We start from the raw sequence: 16,236 nt of genomic DNA, 5'->3' as shown, positions 1-16,236 counted from the left end.
AACAGCGGTTCTTGCATCTCGTCCATTCCACGCATCGCACTCATCGCCCAAGGTCATGAACACAATATCCATAACGCTCGGGCCTCGAAGCCCGTTTACACCGTTCCCAATTTCAACAGCCTGCTAGTCCCTGCAAGACACGTGAAATAATCAGCATTTCAAGTGATTGCGACATCGCGCACATCAGTGATGCGAACGTGAAGAGAACGAGACCAACCATGTAGATACGTGCATAGCCGATACGGTCACCAAGTGACGACAGGGGCAACAACGTCATGACGATCGACAACTGATAAGCGTTGACGATCCACACTGAATCCGAGGGGCTGATGTTTAGACTGTTTGTGATGGTAGGCAACGCTATATTGGCAATCACGCTATCGAGCAAACTGAGCGTCGTAGCAAGCGATATTGCCAGCACACCAAATATTAGCTTACCGCCTTTAAGCCCATCTTCCTTTGTTGCAAAACCACCCTGCTCGATTGCCATCCGTTGCATGATTAGCTTTCTTTGACACGATCCAGGATCGAGACGCCGGGGGTTTCCCCGGCGTTTCGTGATGACCGTTTAAATGCCGAAGCTTTCGAGGCTCGCCGGATGGAAGAGATCCTTCGCTTCCAGCTGGTGACTCGACAGTCCTTCTGCGTAATGCTGCGCCAGGAATCGGTTGAGCGTATGTTCGTTCGCGGCGAAACCGTACGACCAGAAATCGTCGCCCATCAATTCACGGGCCGCGCGAAGCTGAGTCTCGATAAACGGTAGCGTGACTTTAGTAGCCGACGTATCGGTCAGACGGTGCAATGCGATCGCTTTCGATTTCTCGAAGGCCTTCATCACCGACATCGGCAGCCACGGATGCTGTTCAACGAGCGTGCGCCGGATGCCGAGCGTGTGCATGATCGGGAACAGCTTCGTTTTGCGATACCACGCCGTAGCTTCTGCCTGCGGATCATCGAAAAGATACTTGACGTTCGAGGAGCCCCGATCGAAACACGACGGTGCGCGCGGGCCGATGAGCGCATCGATTTCACCGGCTTCGAGCATTCCGGAGATCGTCTTGCCTTCGGGTGCGTTCACCAGTTCCACATCTTTGGGCAGAGTCAGGCTGATCTTTTCGACGCGCGTCGGGTCTTCGTAACCGCCTCTCACCCACGTGACATCGGATGCCTTGATGCCGTACTCCTCTTCGAGGAACAGGCGCACCCACACATTTGCCGTCAACTGGTATTCCGGCACGCCAATACGCTTGCCCTTCAGATGCTCCGGTTTGTTGATGCCTGCGTTCGCGTTCACATACACCGACGTGTGACGGAACGCGCGCGACGGAAACACCGGAATGGCAACGTAAGCCGACGTACCCGCTGCCGTTTTGACCGAATAGCTGCTCAACGACAGTTCACAGATGTCGTAATCCGCATGACGCAGCGCGCGAAAGAAGATTTCTTCCGGTTCCTGCAACAGGAACGTCGGATCGACGCCCTCGATCTGCACTTCACCGTCGACCAGGGGGCGCATACGGTCATAGGGACCGACCGCAACTGAAAGCTGCAACTTGCTCACACTGTCTCCTTTAGCAAGTGAAGAAAATCAATAGAACTGGTCAAAGTGCACCTGTTCAAACGGCACCTTGCGCGCCAGCAGCATCTTTTGGATCGCCTGGCCCATCGCAGGCGGACCCGCAAAATAGATTTCCATGTCGCGCAGGTTGTCACCGAACATCGACTCGGCCAGTTCGTGAACAAACCCAGTGTGACCGTCCCACTGCGCGCCACCTGCCTCCGAAACGGCCGCGTGAAAATGAAGATGCGTGCCGAAGTTCTCGAGTACTTCGAGCATGTCACGTCCGCACACATCACGTGGCGCGCGACCGCCGTACAGGAAGTGCAGTTTGACACCCTGCATTTCTGGGTCTGCGGCAACACCGCGCGCGATCGAAATCATCGGCGCAAGGCCCGAACCGCCGGCGAGACACAGAATGTCACGCCTCACGTCCCGACGCAGATAGGCCATACCGTAAGGCCCGTCAATCTGGACCTGTTCGCCCGTCGCCAGCGTGTCGAACAGCGCGTTGCTACCCTGACCGTTTGGTACCCGACGCACCTGAAAATCAAGCGCCTTTGCATCCGAGCCTTGCACTATGTTGCTCATCGAATAGGCCCGCTGACCGCTAACGCCCGGTAGCGTCAGTAGTGCGTATTGTCCTGGCTCGAATTGCATGTCATCCGAAAGCTCGAAACGAAATTCGCCGATGTCGTGCGTGACCGGGCGACTCGATCTCAACGTACCCGTTACACGCTGCGGTCGATGTATAGGTAGGTAGCGCTGATTTGGGCGCATCTTGATCGTGCAATCCCCTTTAGGCATGCTCTGACAGCCGAGATAACGACGGCGTTCGCGATCCTTCGCCGTCCAGCCAGGCGCCTCTGGCCATTTGACGGAAACTTCACCTTCAATCAGTTCGAATTTGCAATTACCGCATGCGCCTACATTGCACTCGTACGGAAACGCGATGTTATTCCGAAGAGCTGATCGCAGCAGCACGTCGTCGCTACCACATTCGAAAGACTGATCAGTACCCGCGAGCGTGATGCGATGTTTCTGATTGTTCACAAGAGTCTCATCCATGTCCTAATGAGCTATCTCAAGGGTGATAGCCAAGAGTTGCAGAAATGCCTTCAGCCGCGGCGATCAAATGGGGCACCGCCGCGCGCAGCGCCTTCTTCGTGAGACGTTGTACAGGTCCGCCGAAACCGATGGCGGCTACGACATTACCCGTAGTGTCACGCACAGGCGCAGCAATGCCGCGCATGCCTACTTCAGATTCCTCATCATCGATCGCATAACCATCGCGACGCACTTCCTCAAGCATTTTCAAAAACGCCTGCGTATCCGTGTTTGTCTTTGGTGTGCGTGCTACGAGCCCTTGCTTGATTGCGCGCGAAACGACGTCCGGGGTGCTGGACGCGAGCAGTACATGCCCTTCTGCGGTATAGCTGGCGGGTTTGCGAACGCCGATATACGAGCGCATACGGATCGCCTGTTCGCTTTCCAGATTGAACATGTATACGACGCTCGTATCATCCAGAATCGCAAGCTGTACGGTCTCGTCTGTCTGTTTGCGCAACACGTGCAAGAACGGTAGCGCCTGTTTCGTCACGTCGAAACGTCGGCGCACGAGCGCGCCAAGTGTGAACAATTGCACGCCGAGGCGGTAACGGCCGTTATCCGGGTTCTGTTCCAGCAATCCCTCAGCCAGCAACGCCGCGCACAGACGATGCACCGTGCTCTTTGCGAGGCCCATGCGCTTTGACAATGCGCTGATGCCCAGTTCGGTCTCCTCTTCCGTAAACATCTTGAGCAGTCGCAATGCAGCCGTTACTGACGACAGCCTGCGCGGCCCCTCCTGTTCCGCCTCCGTTTCCATTTCATTGTTCCGCATGATTTTCGCGTCCAATTTACCCAATCCTCATTAAATTTAGCGCCGCATAGTCACGGCACACGCTGTTCTATTTATCGCCCCCCGATCGGGCATTTTTCGGCGGCCCTTCTCCCGACGCATGCGGACTAACCCTAGGTCCGTTCCGTTTATCTTGACTCGGCATCCGTTCGAAGAGAAACTCCATGCGTTCCATTATAACATACTAAGTTCCACATATAAGAACCAATTTTTTACGCGGCAGCTAAGGGTAGCGCCAGTTACCCCGGATCCCAAGTCTGATGTAATCCGCCCGACAGCTGCGAAGATGAAATCCAGGAGACATGCAGTGAAAGGCATCAGGATTGTGGGCGCGGCGCTGGCCATCTGTTTCATGCTGGGCTCGACTGTAGCAGTGGCCGCACCCTTGCAGACCGTTCACGTGGGTATTGCGGATGCAAGCAGTGATGTCGTGTTCTTCATTGCCGACAAGAAAGGCTACTTTCGCGCCGAAGGCATCGACGCGAAATTCGTTCCGTTCGATTCCGGCGCGAAAATGGTTGCCCCGCTCGGTTCGGGGCAACTGGAGGTCGCCGGCGGTTCGCCGTCCGCGGGGCTTTACAACGCCGTGATGCGGGGCATCGGTATCAAGATCGTTGCGGACAAGGGATCGACGCCGCCAGGCTACGGTTATCAGCCGTTGCTCGTGCGCGCGGATCTCGTCAAGAGTGGTCGTTACAAGACGCTCGCAGACCTGAAAGGGATGAAGATTGCCGGCAGCGCAACCGGCAGCGCTTCTACGTCGACCATGAACGAAGCGCTCAAAAAAGCAGGCCTTAAACCGAGTGACGTTGAGCGCGTCTATCTGGGCTTTCCTCAGCATGTGATGGCGCTCGAAAACAAGGCCGTTGACGCATCTCTGACAACCGAGCCTTCCGCTACGCAGGCCGTTCGCAGTGGTGCCGCAATTCGCGTGATGGGCGATGACCAGATTTACCCGAATCATCAGCTTGCCGTCCTGCTCTATTCGGACACATTCATCCACGATCATCCAGACACGGCCAAAGCGTTCATGCGTGCCTATCTGCGCGCGGCGCGCGATTACAACGATGCACTCAAGAACGGCAAGATCGCGGGTGCGAATGCGGACGAGGTGATTTCGATCCTCACTCAGTATACGTCGATCAAGGATGCCTCCCTCTATCGCGACATTGTTCCTCAAGGCACGAATCCTGACGGCAAGCTCAACATCGCGAGTCTTGAAAATGACCTGTCCTACTTCAAGAGTCATGGCGACGTGAAGGGTAACGTCACGGTTTCCCAGGTCGTCGATCCGTCGTTTGTGCAAGCCGCAGACGCGGCGCTCGGGCCGTACAAGCCGCGCACCAAATAACAGGAAAGCGTTTTATGGCAACGATTGATTCACGCACGATGCAAGACACATCCGTGAAGATCCGGCTCAGGAACCTCACGAAATCGTTCGAGACGGCAGGTGGTAAGGTGACGGCGCTCGACAATGTTTCGCTCGACATCCCTACTGGCTGCTTTTTCATGATCGTTGGGCCATCCGGTTGCGGCAAGACTACGCTGCTGCGTATCCTTGCAAATCTCGAATCCCCCACGAGCGGAACGGTCGAAATCGCGTCGCCCGCGCAGAATCGGCCGGGGAATTCAATGGTCTTCCAGGGCGATTCGCTGTTTCCGTGGACGACGGTATTCAACAATGCGGCTTATGGGCTGACGCTTCGAGGTGTGCCCAAAGCACAAATTCGCGAGACGGTTGACTACTACCTTGATCGCACAGGCCTCACCCGCTTTGCGAAGGCCTATCCACATCAACTCTCGGGCGGTATGCGACAACGCGTTTCCATCGTCCGCGCGTTCGCGAACGATCCTGACATCCTTTTGATGGATGAACCGTTCTCGGCGCTCGATGAACAGAACAAGCTTCTGCTGCAGGAAGAGTTGCTGCGCATCTGGGATGAAACGCGGAAAACAGTGCTTTTCATAACGCACAGCGTGGACGAAGCCGCGACGCTGGGTGATCGCATCATGATCATGACGGCGCAGCCCGGCTGTGTGAAACGCATCATCGACGTTCCGTTCCAGCGCCCACGCTCGGTGCTCGAACTGCGTGCACAGCCGGAATACGGCGAATTTGTCTACTCCATCTGGGGGCAATTGCGCGAGGAAGTCGAGCGCGTGCGTTCCCGCGACCTCGGTGAGAAAGCATGAGTACGATATTGCGCGCTACCGCGTCAAGCCGGCGCAAACTAAGTAGAGGACAACGCGATCGCATCATCAGTGCTGCGTCTCCCGTTCTGTTACTGCTGCTATGGCAGGGTGCAGCGCGGATGGGGCTCATTGATGTCCGCTTCTTCCCCGCGCCCACGCAGATTTTCAGTACCTTTATCGCACTCGTTAAGGACGGGTCGCTATGGGACAACACCTCGGCGACGCTTTTGCGTCTCTTGTGGGGTGGATTGATTGGCGGCATTCCCGCACTGCTGCTAGGCGTGGCAACCGGTCTTTCGAAGCCTCTGCGCGCCGTATTCGAACCTCTGATTGCTGCAACCTATCCTGTCCCGAAGAGCGCCATTTTTCCGCTGTTGATGCTGATTTTCGGTCTTGGCGAAGCGTCGAAAATCGCGATGGTCGCAATCGGCGTCTTTTATCCCATGCTCATCAATACGACAACGGGCGTACTCGAAATCAGCAAGATCTACCTGGACGTGGGCCGCAACTTTCGCGCAAATCCATGGCAGGTGTTTCGCACTATCGCCGTGCCTGGTGCCGTACCGCACATCATGAGCGGCATCAAGCTGGGTTTTGGTCTGGGCCTGATGCTGATCGCCATTGCCGAAATGATCGGTTCGAAGAGCGGTCTTGGCTACATGATCTGGAATGCCTGGGAATTGCTGTCGGTCGAACAGATGTACGTCGGCTTGATTGTTATTGCCGCCCTTGGCTACGGCATTTCCCTGCTGCTGAATGAAATTGAACGCAAGCTGATCCCGTGGAAGTGAACATGAGCGCATACATGCAACAGAAACAAATGCTCGTTGACGCAATTCTGATGCTCGAGCGCGCCGAAGTGATCGACTTCAACGGTCACTTCAGCTCGCGTATCCCGGGTCAGAATCACATGTTGATCAATTCGGGCGCATCGGTGCGTAGCGCACTTACCGTGCACGACATTGTGACGATCGACTTCGACGGCAACCTGATAGAGGGCGAGGCGGTCCCGCCGATGGAGTTTCACATTCACTCGGAAATCTATCGCAAACGTCCCGACGTCAATTCGGTCGTGCATACGCATCCTACCTGGTCCACCCTCTTCAGCATGACCGGTAATGTCGTGCAACCGGTGATCATGCAGGCGTCGGTGCTCGGTGAGATTCAGCAGTTCCCGAAGACCGCATCAATCAACAAGAAGCCGCTCGGTGAAGAACTGGCGGAGTGTCTCGGCGGGCACCGCGTCGCAATGCTCAAATCGCACGGCGCGGTGATTGCGGCCGAAGGCATTCTTGAAGCGTTCGTGCTCGCGTTTTATCTCGAAGAGAACGCGCATCGTCAGTACCTTGCGCAACAAATCGGTGAGCCGATGGTTCTATCGGCTGAACAGCTCGAAACGATCAGCCGTAACCTGTGGAAACCGAATCTGCTGCAAAAAGTGTGGGACTACCATGCTGGCAAGCTCCGCGCGTAACAAAATCCGGCATCGAACATGCATCACGAACGCATACCAATCTATGTGATGACCGGCTTTCCCGGCAGTGGTAAATCTACGCTGCTCGCACGCTGGATGAAAAAAATACCATTTTCCAAGGCGGCATTTATTCTCAACGAAATGGGTGAGGTCGGCCTTGATCATGTGACGCCAGGATTTGCAGGTAATAGGTCGACCCTGCTCCCAGATGCATGCGTATGTTGTAACGGTCTGCCGGCGCTGAACGAAGTACTTGAAACGCTCTTCTGGGCGCGCCTGCATCGCAGTATCCCATGGTTCGAAATGGTCGTGATCGAAACGGCAGGGCTTGCTGATCCGGGTCCGCTTATCGCGTCATTGAATCTGAATTCCCTCGTGAAACAGCGCTACTGCGTCGCTGGTACTTTCGCGACGATTGCGGCGCACCATGCGGCCCATACGCTCGCACGCTTTGATGAGGCGCGTGCGCAGTTGCGGGGTGCAGACGTGGTGATCCTCACTCATACGGATATTGTCGAGCCACCAGAAGTCGATGCTGCTCAATCGCTAATAAGCACCTGTTACACCGGTTCGCACATCCTCCGTTCGCCTAACGGCAATCTCTGGCCACACGACGCACTTACACTGCTTTCGCGGCCTGTGAACAGTTCCGCACGCACGGCCGTTGCAGACGGACTTTTTTCGCGATTGACTCATACACACGGGGCAATCACGCGTTTCGTTGCAATGGACGACGTGCCGGATCGCAGCGCACTGTGCTCGCGCCTGCACGAACTCACATCGCAATTCGGCGATTCACTTTTGCGGTTAAAGGGTTGTGTGCGCCTGGAAAGCGGACGTTCACCCGTAGTCGTGCAATTCGTGCTGGGCGACAGATTCGCGCAGATTACAGAGGCAACATCAAGTTTGGCAGGCGTGAAAAGCGGCCTGACCTTGATCGCGAAGAGAATGTGAAACTCGGGCACTCACAGAATAACGAACGCGGCAGGAAAGCGCGCCAGGCGTTTTTTTGAAACGTCTGGCGCACTTATTTCAGTCGCTATCCGTTTCGATCACGATCACGCCATCTTCAACGTGCGTTTTGTACGTCTTGAGCGGAATCATGCATGGCGGCGCCACAACCTCGCCGGTCTTGATGTTGAACGAGCCGTTGTGGAAATCGCATTCCACCGTATCGCCATCGATATAGCCTTCTGACAGCGATCCAGGACCATGCGTGCAGGTGTCATCCGTCACGAAATAGTCGCCCTGGATGTTGAATACAGCGAGCGTCAGGCCGTTCTTTTCGACCTTGATCGCTTTTCCTTCGGCTACGTCGCCTGCGTGGCAGAGGTGAGCAAATGCACAAGCGTGACTCATGGGGAAATCTCCATCGTTGACATGTTGTAGGACCGATGATAACTTTGTTCTTGCTTCGTGAACAGCGTTCCATATACAGGAATCGATAAACGAACGGATTGCAAACCGGTAGCAAACTGCGTCGCGCAAAACAGCAACCCTGAGGCACATACCATGTTGAGAAAAGAACAAAACGATCTCGTCACACAAACCGGTCCCGGCACGCCGATGGGCGAACTGTTCCGTCGTTACTGGCTGCCGGCGCTGCTGTCGGAAGAACTAGCGGAACCTGGTGGCGAACCGGTTCGCCTGCAACTGCTTTCGGAACGCATGCTTGCGTTCCGGGATTCGGAAGGCAAGCTGGGCCTGATCGACGAATTCTGCGCACACCGTGGTGTCTCGTTGTGGTTCGGCCGTAATGAGGCAGGCGGTATTCGCTGCCCGTATCACGGCTGGAAATACGACGTAACCGGTCAGTGCACCGAGGTACCGTCCGAAGCGAAGGAAAGCGGGTACGCGGAGAAGATCAAGCTGAAGTCTTACCCGCTCATTGAACAGGGCGGCGTCATCTGGGTTTACATGGGGCCGGCCGATCAACAGCCGCCGCTGCCAGCATGGGAATTCTCGACCGTGCCGGCACGCCAGTCATTCACGAGCAAGCGGGTTCAGGAGTGCAACTGGTTGCAGGCACTCGAAGGCGGCATCGATTCGAGCCACGTTTCGTTCCTGCACAGCGGCAGCCTCAACTCCGATCCGCTGTTCAAGGGCTCGAAGGGCAACAAATACAACTTGAGCGACCTGGCGCCGGTGTTCGAGGTTGTCGAAGCGGCGGGCGGTCTGGCAATCGGTGTGCGTCGCAATGCAGAGGACGATCAGTATTACTGGCGTATCACGCCGTGGGTCATGCCTTGCTTCACGATGGTTCCCCCGCGCGGCGATCACCCCGTGCACGGCCACTTCTGGGTGCCGATCGATGACCACAACTGCTGGGCATGGAGCTTCGACTACCATCCGACGCGCGAACTGACGGAAGAGGAAGTGCTGGCGATGAAGGACGGCAAGGGTATCCATGTGCGCTACGTGCCGGGCAGCAATTACATTCCCGAGCAGAACAAGACCAACAACTACCTGATGGACCGTGCAGCACAGAGGGCAGGCACCACGTACAGCGGTGTCGAAGGCATCGCCATGCAGGATGCCTCGCTTCAGGAAAGCATGGGGCCGATCCAGGATCGTACGAGAGAGAACCTGGTGGGCACCGACAACGGCATCATCATGATGCGCAGCCGGATCATCAAGTGTGCGCGTGCACTCGCCGAGAACGGCACGCTCCCGCCAGGCCGTGATCCGAAGTCGCAGAAGGTTCGTTCGGTGGCCATTCTGCTCAAGCGTGACACGCCGTTCAGCGAAGGCGCACGCGATGCGATGGTCGCCGAAGAAGGCAAGAAGCACCAAACGATCTGAGCCCTGTAGCTTCGCGATTCAAAGCGCCGCGCCTACCATAGGCACAGCGCTTATCTCTTTCCATAACACAAAGGGGCGTAAACATCGCGAAAAACCTGATTGCCTGGCATATAAATAGCATGCCTGAATCATTGGCAACGTTCGAATCACGTTCCGGTAAACGGCACGCTCACTAACACTCTATCCACTTCGTGCCATGTCTACCGTCGAAGATTCCGCTGCCGCGTCCACGGCTCAAAACGTCGCGTTATGGGACATATTTACCACTTTCGTGCGCATCAGCGTGATGTCGTTCGGCGGTAGCACTGCCGCATGGTCCTATCGCGCCGTCGTGGAGGAACGCAAGTGGTTGGCTAACGATGCCTTCGTTGCTGGCATGACTCTCTCGCAAGTCATGCCCGGAGCAAACCCGGTCAACGTCTCCCTTTATGTCGGCCAGCGTCTGCGTGGGCCGCTCGGTGCGCTCGTCGGCGCGCTCGGCATGATTTCGCCCGCCCTTGTCGTTGTGCTCGCATTGGCGATGCTCTATACGCGTCTCTCGGGCTATCCGCTCACACACTTTTTGCTGCTCGGCGTTGCCGCTGCCGGTGTTGGTGCGACGTTCTCGATGGGCGCCAAGGTCGCTGTGCGCATCGAGCGCAAGCTGCTCCGCTATGTGTTCGCCCTTCTCGCCTTCGTCTCGGTCGGTGTGCTGCATTTGCCTACTGTGCCCGTGGTGCTCGTACTCGCGCCACTCAGTATCTTTTGCGCTGTCAGGGAAAACTAAATGGATAACGTCCTGCTGCGAATCATTCTGCTGTTCGCGCCGCTTTCCGCGCTGTCGTTCGGCGGCGGCCAGACCATCATCGCAGATATCCAGCTTCAAACCGTGTCGGTGTATCACTGGCTTTCGGGTCAGGAATTCGCTGACCTCTTCGCTATCTCGCGCGTATCCCCTGGGCCGACCACCCTGATTTCCGCGCTCATCGGCTGGCATTTGAAGGGCTTTGTAGGCGCGATCGTTGCGACGCTCGCGATGTATATCCCGTCGTCAACGGTATTCGTGACCGTGACGCTGTTCTGGCATAAGAGTGAAGGCACGCGTTGGCGTCGCGCGATCGAGCACGGACTGGCACCTGTTGCGGTTGGTCTGATTTTCGCCGGTGCTGTCGCCGTGATGCAATCCATGCACGCGACTACGCTCGCGTGGGCAACAACGGCTATTGCAGCTTGCGTCGTGTATTTCACCAAGCTCAACCCATACATTCTGATGTCAGCCGTGGCGCTAACTTACGTGGCCGTGTTTTATACGGCGCTCTAATAGTACGAAACGGGTAGCGGATCAACAGAGCCCCACGCCTTGGTACGGTCACGGCGGAGTTATTCCACCTGACCGACCTCAACACCATTGAGCGACTGCAAGGCGGGATTCCCCAGTTCATCCATTACTACAACCACGAACGCATCCGGCGGAAGTTGGAAAGACTCGCTCCTGTTCAATACAGAACCGAGACTCTGCCGGCGCGGCGTTACTGAACCGCACGTCTGGCGTTCAGTTCAGGCAGGCCACTCGTCTTTTCGTTGAGGTTTTAGAAGTGATGGCGAATGCCCGCCGCGAGCAATAACTGGCTGCTTCTGCTCGAAGGCATCATCGAATTGATCACGGCCGCTGCTTGAGCCGAAGCGAACTGACAGATCGCTTCGATGTATGTATCGGTGCGCTTTGTCAGTAGGTAATCGGCTTGCCGTGCGCCCTGATTCCAATGCGCGTTCGTACCTTTCGTGTACATGTACATACCGCTGAGCGACAGCGCACTGTCCGCCTGCCACGTCCCGTTAATCTCATAATTATCGAAAGCCAGGGCTCGAACAGCCAGACCTGTTTCTCTGTCGGTTATACCGCTATAAATCGACCGCGCCCAGGCCGCTGCCAGCGTGAATGGACCAAACGCCTGGCTCGCACCGATACCGAAAGTATTTTGTGTCTGTACTGAAGCATCGAACGTATTGCGATTCGTGCCCGGCAACGTTACTGCATCGTAAGCGCCGTTTTCCGTGCCGCCCCTCCCGTCGGGATGCAGCCACGCCGCACCTGCATTGAAACCGCCGTTGCCATAATTCGCGCCAACGCTGTACGCGCGATTGTCAGCAAATCCACCCGCTCCGTTTGAGAACGCATACATCCCGCCAAAACTCAGCCCGTCAAACAATGAGCTGGTGTATTTGAGTGCGTTGCTGCGCGAGCCACGAATTGTTCGTGTTGTCGTTGTCGAATGGATGCGCAAACGCAGTGCCGCCATTACTCCCGGTCAGCGTGAAAGGTGCAAGGTAGTCGTGGATAGAATCGTATTGGTGCCCGAGCGTCAGCGTGCCATATATGTCGTTTGCGACGCCTACGTAAGACGGATGGTCGTTCTGATCAGCGCCTGTCGTGGCGCTGAAACCGCGTTCGAGGCGAAAGATCGCCCGATTACCGCCGCTCAAATCTTCAGAACCTTGGAGACCCCAAAAACTGCCGTCGATCAGACCCGATGGCATCTGAAATTGATGCCGGCCGCCGACATCGCTCCGCCAAACGGCGCTAGCATCGATTTCACCGTACAGGGACACGTCGCTTTGAGCTGGCACGTTGGAATCGAGTGCGACAAGAGCTGCCATCAGGCCAAGACCGGCGAGTCCACGAGGAAGACGTTTATTGTGCCGTTTCTCCATCGCGACTACACTTCGACTTCATCGAAACGTCGCCATTTGTAGACGATCGTAGAGGCCAGCCAGATGAATACGCACAACCCGATAATCGAATAGCCGACCATCCCGAAGTTATCTGCGATCGCACCAATTCCATCCCAAAACGCACCGTTCAAATGCAATTTGTCGGCAATGAGGCCGAGTGCTTCTACCCCGCCAACGCCGATTGCGACAACCGCCGACACCAACGTAATCGTCATGTTGTAGTAGAGCTTGCGGATCGGCTTCATGAACGCCCAGCCGTACGCGCCGAGCATCAGGATGCTGTCGGTCGCATCAATGAGCGACATTCCTGCCATGAACAGCGTGGGAAATACCATGATCGACCAGATAGGGACGCCATGTGAGGCCTGGGTAGCCGAAACACCGAGCAATCCGATTTCAGATGCCGTATCAAAGCCAAGTCCGAAGAGCACCCCCAGCGGATACATATGCCAGCCACGCGTAATCAAGCGGAACATCGGTTTGAAAATGCGTGCGAGCAGGCCGCGATTTGCGAGCAGCAGATTGAGATCCTCTTCATCGTAACGCTCGCCTCGGCGCACGCGCATAAACGTAGCGACCACGGATTTCAGCACGACGAGATTGATTGCGGCGATCACGAACAGGAACCCGGCCGATACCAGCGTGCCGATTACGCCGCCGATTTCCCGAAACGCCTCGAAGCGATGTTGCAACGCCATGGCCGTAGCTGCAATCGCAGCGGTTGCAGCGATGACGATGGTCGAATGACCTAGCGAAAACATGAAACCCACCGTCACCGGCCGCTGCCCCTCCTGCATCAGCTTGCGCGTCGCATTGTCAATGGCGGCGATGTGGTCGGCGTCGACTGCGTGACGCAGCCCAAAGCTATAGGCAAGAAAGGCAGTACCGAGCAGCACCGACTGGCCGTGGAAAGCGATAAAGGCCCACGTCCATGCTCCGAGAGTGAACACGGCCAGGAGCGCATACATCGCAGCAATACGGCCGCGAATATTCGGGCCGGCATCGTTGAACAGGAACTTCAGGAATTCAATCATTCACGTCTCCAGCGAGAGATCGCCATACGCGGACCGCACATCACGCATACTTATTTAAAGAATCGTCATACTCGTGATCATCAAGCCGGTTCCATATACGAGAACTGCAGATTGATATGTGGAACGCTTTGCCTGAATAATGGGGGCTATGCTATGGTGGTGTCAAGACACAGTTACCGCGAAATGGGTAGCCGGCATGCAACGCATCACGATTACGATTGACGATTTCCTGCTCGCGAGGCTCGACGACACGATGAAGCGGCACGCGTACAACAGCCGTTCAGAGACGCTACGTGATATCCTGCGCGCCCATCGCTCAAAGGAATTGTTGGCTGAGGCCAATGCGCAATGTGTCGGCACATTGACGATTGTGTTCGAGCACGGCGTGCGCGAACTCGCGCAGCGCCTATCGGATGCGTATCACACGCAACATGCACTGATCGTTAGCAGCAGTCGCATTTATCTGGACCACGACAATTGCCTCGAAGTGATCGTGCTGCGTGGTCAAGTGGGTACGATTCAGCAATTCGCGTGGTCGCTTGCGTCACAGCGTGGCGTGCGCAACAGCAATCTGCATCTGATGCCGCTGATGAAAGAGTGCGCGCCGCCACACGAGCATTTGCACGTGTGACGGCGTCTGTTGCTTTAGTCGTTAGTCCTGGCTCTGCGAGTGGTCATGCGTGTGATCCGCATGGTGGTGATGCCCGTGATCAGCACCGTGACTAGGGTCATGATCGTGATGATGGTGATGGCCGTGTGCGTGTGCATGATCGTGATGTTGATGCTTGCCTGCGGTTACGTGGTGATGATGACGATGTAGGGTGCCATCCTCGTGCGTATGCCATTCGGACGTATCTGATTTACCGTGCAGGCTCGGGTCTTCGCTGAATACCAGCGACTTGACCGTCACAGGAACGGTGCGTGACGGCAAACGGATGCGGCCCAGGTCGACGTAATCGAGCCCTCGCAGCGAAACACCATCGATCACGAAAAGGTCATTTCTATCCAGCGTCTCGCGCAACAAGTTGCCGAGCGAATTGGCAATGTCACCATCGGTGATAACGTATAGCGGCTTGCCGGCAGCGATGGTCAACGGATTTCCGTCGATCAGCCCGCGCGCGAGTGCAGCCAGACGCGAATATTCCGGCGGCCCCGCCCAACGCACCACGATTGCCACGTCCTGATCACCCTCTTTCAGATCGTAGCGCTGGAAGCTCTTGCGCAGTGATTCAACGACCGCAGCCGGGTCGATCACCTCGGGCATGCGTTCTTCGATCGGCACGACCTGCATATTCTTGCGCGGCAGCAGATTGCGCGGATTCGAAATGAAAGTGGTATTGCCGCTCAACTGGATGCTGTATTCGGAAGCGCCGAGAACGGTTGCGCGAATGCACTCGATGGCAGGCAGCAGCGGCCAGGGCAGTTGATTTGCCACCAAACGGCGACGCACGGCAGAGCCGAAAAGTTTCCCCAGGTCGAGGAAGTCGCGCGATTCGCGCTCATACACATATTCGCCTACACCGCCCGAGAAGATCAGCCCATCCAGCCTGCCCAAATCAGCAATCGGATCGGTCAGGAACAGTGAATTCAGATCATCCGCGGTAAAACGCTCGCTCAGTACACGCAGAAGTGTCTGCGCCATCCAGTCGGCAACGTCTTCAAGCTGCTCGCGCGTCGTCTGGCTGTCGATTTCCCAGGCGAATCCTGCCGCCCGTGCGTGTTCCTTGCCCGCTGGGTCAAGGCGCGTAATGCGCCCTCCTTGGTCCGTCACGATCAATCGTCCACCCAGGTGAACTGCAGCAGTGCCGATCACGTTGCCGGAATCTACCAGACCTAGCTTGGTCGTGCCGCCGCCGATATCGACATTGAGCACGCGTTTCTTTTGCTGGTGCGAATATTTTGCCGCGCCCGAACCATACACGGCCAGCATTGCTTCCATGTGATGCCCGGCAGTCGCGCAGACAAATTCTCCGCCCCGTTCCGCGAGCATCTCTGCAATGCCTTCACTGTTCTCGCGACGCAGCGCTTCACCGGTCAGGATCACGGCCCCCGTATCAATGTCGTCCGGACCGAGATTGGCTTCCTTGTATGCCGCCGCAACGATGCGCTCGAGCGCCAGCGTGTCCATCTGAGTTTCGCTCAGATACGGCGTGAGCGAAATCGGGCTCTGGTAGATCGGTTCCCGCTCCACGATGATGTAACGACTTGATAGTTCTTCAGCGATGCGCCGCATGTGGATACGTGAGAACACAAGCTGCGTACCCGACGAACCGATGTCGATACCTACGCTGTTGAGAATGACGTTATCAAGTAGCCACGCGGCCTCCTGATTGGTTTCGGAGTCGGGGAAATCGTGGTCATGATCATGATCAGCATCGTCACCGTGCTCATGGTCAGGATCGTAGCCGTACAGATGATCGTCAAGCGAATGAACGGTGGGATCGTTCGGCATAGTGCGTCTCCGGTTTGTATGGCATATGCACGCGGATCATACCGCAGCTTACGCAACGGCAGTACTCAAAAATGGAACGCCTCTCCGCATAAGAGAATCGTTCCGTAAAAA

At 56.3% G+C, this 16,236-nt stretch carries 19 protein-coding genes; 10 read left to right on the top strand and 9 right to left on the bottom strand.

Annotated elements, in window-relative coordinates; genetic code table 11:
- Window positions 1-112: 112 nt before the first annotated feature.
- The 4 genes from ABQJ48_RS34120 to ABQJ48_RS34105 all read right to left on the bottom strand — a co-directional run bounded on the left by ABQJ48_RS34120 (window position 113) and on the right by ABQJ48_RS34105 (window position 3,455).
- The gene (locus ABQJ48_RS34120; protein ID WP_367842328.1) at window positions 113-499 is read right to left on the bottom strand and encodes an MFS transporter; all 387 of its coding nucleotides are present in this window, start codon (window positions 497-499) and stop codon (window positions 113-115) included.
- Between the two features lie 69 nt (window positions 500-568).
- Entirely contained in the window at window positions 569-1,561 is a 993-nt protein-coding gene (locus tag ABQJ48_RS34115; protein WP_367842327.1) for a substrate-binding domain-containing protein, read from the bottom strand.
- Window positions 1,562-1,588: 27 nt separating this feature from the next.
- A complete protein-coding gene (locus ABQJ48_RS34110) occupies window positions 1,589-2,611 on the bottom strand; it encodes a 2Fe-2S iron-sulfur cluster-binding protein (protein ID WP_367842326.1) in 1,023 nt (340 codons plus the stop codon).
- Between the two features lie 31 nt (window positions 2,612-2,642).
- On the bottom strand, window positions 2,643-3,455 hold the full coding sequence (locus ABQJ48_RS34105) for an IclR family transcriptional regulator (RefSeq protein WP_367842325.1): 813 nt from the start codon (window positions 3,453-3,455) through the stop codon (window positions 2,643-2,645).
- A gap of 136 nt (window positions 3,456-3,591) precedes the next feature.
- On the opposite strand from ABQJ48_RS34105, the gene ABQJ48_RS34100 reads away from it, so the two are divergent.
- From ABQJ48_RS34100 to ABQJ48_RS34080, 5 genes are all read left to right on the top strand, one after another.
- Window positions 3,592-4,809, top strand: a complete 1,218-nt coding sequence (locus tag ABQJ48_RS34100) for an ABC transporter substrate-binding protein (protein ID WP_367842324.1) — start codon at window positions 3,592-3,594, stop codon at window positions 4,807-4,809.
- A 107-nt stretch (window positions 4,810-4,916) separates the two neighbouring features.
- On the top strand, window positions 4,917-5,651 hold the full coding sequence (locus ABQJ48_RS34095; RefSeq protein ID WP_367842323.1) for an ABC transporter ATP-binding protein: 735 nt from the start codon (window positions 4,917-4,919) through the stop codon (window positions 5,649-5,651).
- Window positions 5,648-6,442: an ABC transporter permease gene (locus ABQJ48_RS34090; protein ID WP_367842322.1), complete on the top strand. Its 795-nt coding sequence runs from the start codon at window positions 5,648-5,650 to the stop codon at window positions 6,440-6,442. Before ABQJ48_RS34095 ends, ABQJ48_RS34090 begins: the two co-directional genes overlap by 4 nt.
- A 14-nt stretch (window positions 6,443-6,456) precedes the next feature.
- A complete protein-coding gene (locus ABQJ48_RS34085) occupies window positions 6,457-7,125 on the top strand; it encodes a class II aldolase/adducin family protein (RefSeq protein ID WP_367842321.1) in 669 nt (222 codons plus the stop codon).
- 18 nt (window positions 7,126-7,143) lie between these two features.
- Window positions 7,144-8,079 carry a CobW family GTP-binding protein gene (locus ABQJ48_RS34080; protein ID WP_367842320.1) on the top strand — a complete coding sequence of 312 codons (936 nt, stop codon included), beginning with the start codon at window positions 7,144-7,146 and terminating at the stop codon, window positions 8,077-8,079.
- A gap of 78 nt (window positions 8,080-8,157) precedes the next feature.
- Here ABQJ48_RS34080 and ABQJ48_RS34075 read toward each other — a convergent pair whose 3' ends face one another.
- Entirely contained in the window at window positions 8,158-8,484 is a 327-nt protein-coding gene (locus ABQJ48_RS34075; RefSeq protein WP_367842319.1) for a non-heme iron oxygenase ferredoxin subunit, read from the bottom strand.
- 153 nt (window positions 8,485-8,637) lie between these two features.
- On the opposite strand from ABQJ48_RS34075, the gene ABQJ48_RS34070 reads away from it, so the two are divergent.
- From ABQJ48_RS34070 to ABQJ48_RS34055, 4 genes are all read left to right on the top strand, one after another.
- On the top strand, window positions 8,638-9,927 hold the full coding sequence (locus ABQJ48_RS34070) for an aromatic ring-hydroxylating dioxygenase subunit alpha (protein ID WP_367842318.1): 1,290 nt from the start codon (window positions 8,638-8,640) through the stop codon (window positions 9,925-9,927).
- Window positions 9,928-10,123: 196 nt separating this feature from the next.
- Entirely contained in the window at window positions 10,124-10,693 is a 570-nt protein-coding gene (locus tag ABQJ48_RS34065; protein ID WP_367842317.1) for a chromate transporter, read from the top strand.
- Entirely contained in the window at window positions 10,694-11,227 is a 534-nt protein-coding gene (locus tag ABQJ48_RS34060) for a chromate transporter (protein WP_367842316.1), read from the top strand.
- Window positions 11,228-11,247: 20 nt separating this feature from the next.
- Window positions 11,248-11,442 (top strand): IS3 family transposase, encoded by a 195-nt coding sequence (locus ABQJ48_RS34055; protein ID WP_367842329.1) that lies wholly within the window; start codon window positions 11,248-11,250, stop codon window positions 11,440-11,442.
- A gap of 53 nt (window positions 11,443-11,495) precedes the next feature.
- On the opposite strand, the gene ABQJ48_RS34050 is transcribed toward ABQJ48_RS34055, so the two are convergent.
- From ABQJ48_RS34050 to ABQJ48_RS34040, 3 genes are read right to left on the bottom strand one after another with little or no spacing between them, the layout of a single operon-like run.
- Window positions 11,496-12,191: a porin gene (locus tag ABQJ48_RS34050; RefSeq protein ID WP_367842315.1), complete on the bottom strand. Its 696-nt coding sequence runs from the start codon at window positions 12,189-12,191 to the stop codon at window positions 11,496-11,498.
- A complete protein-coding gene (locus tag ABQJ48_RS34045; RefSeq protein ID WP_367842314.1) occupies window positions 12,109-12,618 on the bottom strand; it encodes a porin in 510 nt (169 codons plus the stop codon). The genes ABQJ48_RS34050 and ABQJ48_RS34045 overlap by 83 nt, the downstream gene beginning before the upstream one ends.
- 5 nt (window positions 12,619-12,623) lie before the next feature.
- Window positions 12,624-13,673 carry a HoxN/HupN/NixA family nickel/cobalt transporter gene (locus ABQJ48_RS34040; protein ID WP_367842313.1) on the bottom strand — a complete coding sequence of 350 codons (1,050 nt, stop codon included), beginning with the start codon at window positions 13,671-13,673 and terminating at the stop codon, window positions 12,624-12,626.
- Window positions 13,674-13,869: 196 nt separating this feature from the next.
- Between ABQJ48_RS34040 and nikR the strand changes: the two genes are divergently transcribed.
- On the top strand, window positions 13,870-14,304 hold the full coding sequence (gene nikR / locus ABQJ48_RS34035) for a nickel-responsive transcriptional regulator NikR (protein WP_367842312.1): 435 nt from the start codon (window positions 13,870-13,872) through the stop codon (window positions 14,302-14,304).
- Window positions 14,305-14,325: 21 nt separating this feature from the next.
- On the opposite strand, the gene ABQJ48_RS34030 is transcribed toward nikR, so the two are convergent.
- Window positions 14,326-16,125 (bottom strand): ethanolamine ammonia-lyase reactivating factor EutA, encoded by a 1,800-nt coding sequence (locus ABQJ48_RS34030; RefSeq protein WP_367842311.1) that lies wholly within the window; start codon window positions 16,123-16,125, stop codon window positions 14,326-14,328.
- Window positions 16,126-16,236: the final 111 nt, after the last annotated feature.

This window comes from Paraburkholderia suaedae, from assembly GCF_040812055.1.
Taxonomy (GTDB): Bacteria; Pseudomonadota; Gammaproteobacteria; order Burkholderiales; family Burkholderiaceae; genus Paraburkholderia.
The sequence above is the reverse complement of the archived record's forward strand: the minus strand, read 5'-3'. Positions and strand labels throughout refer to the sequence as shown.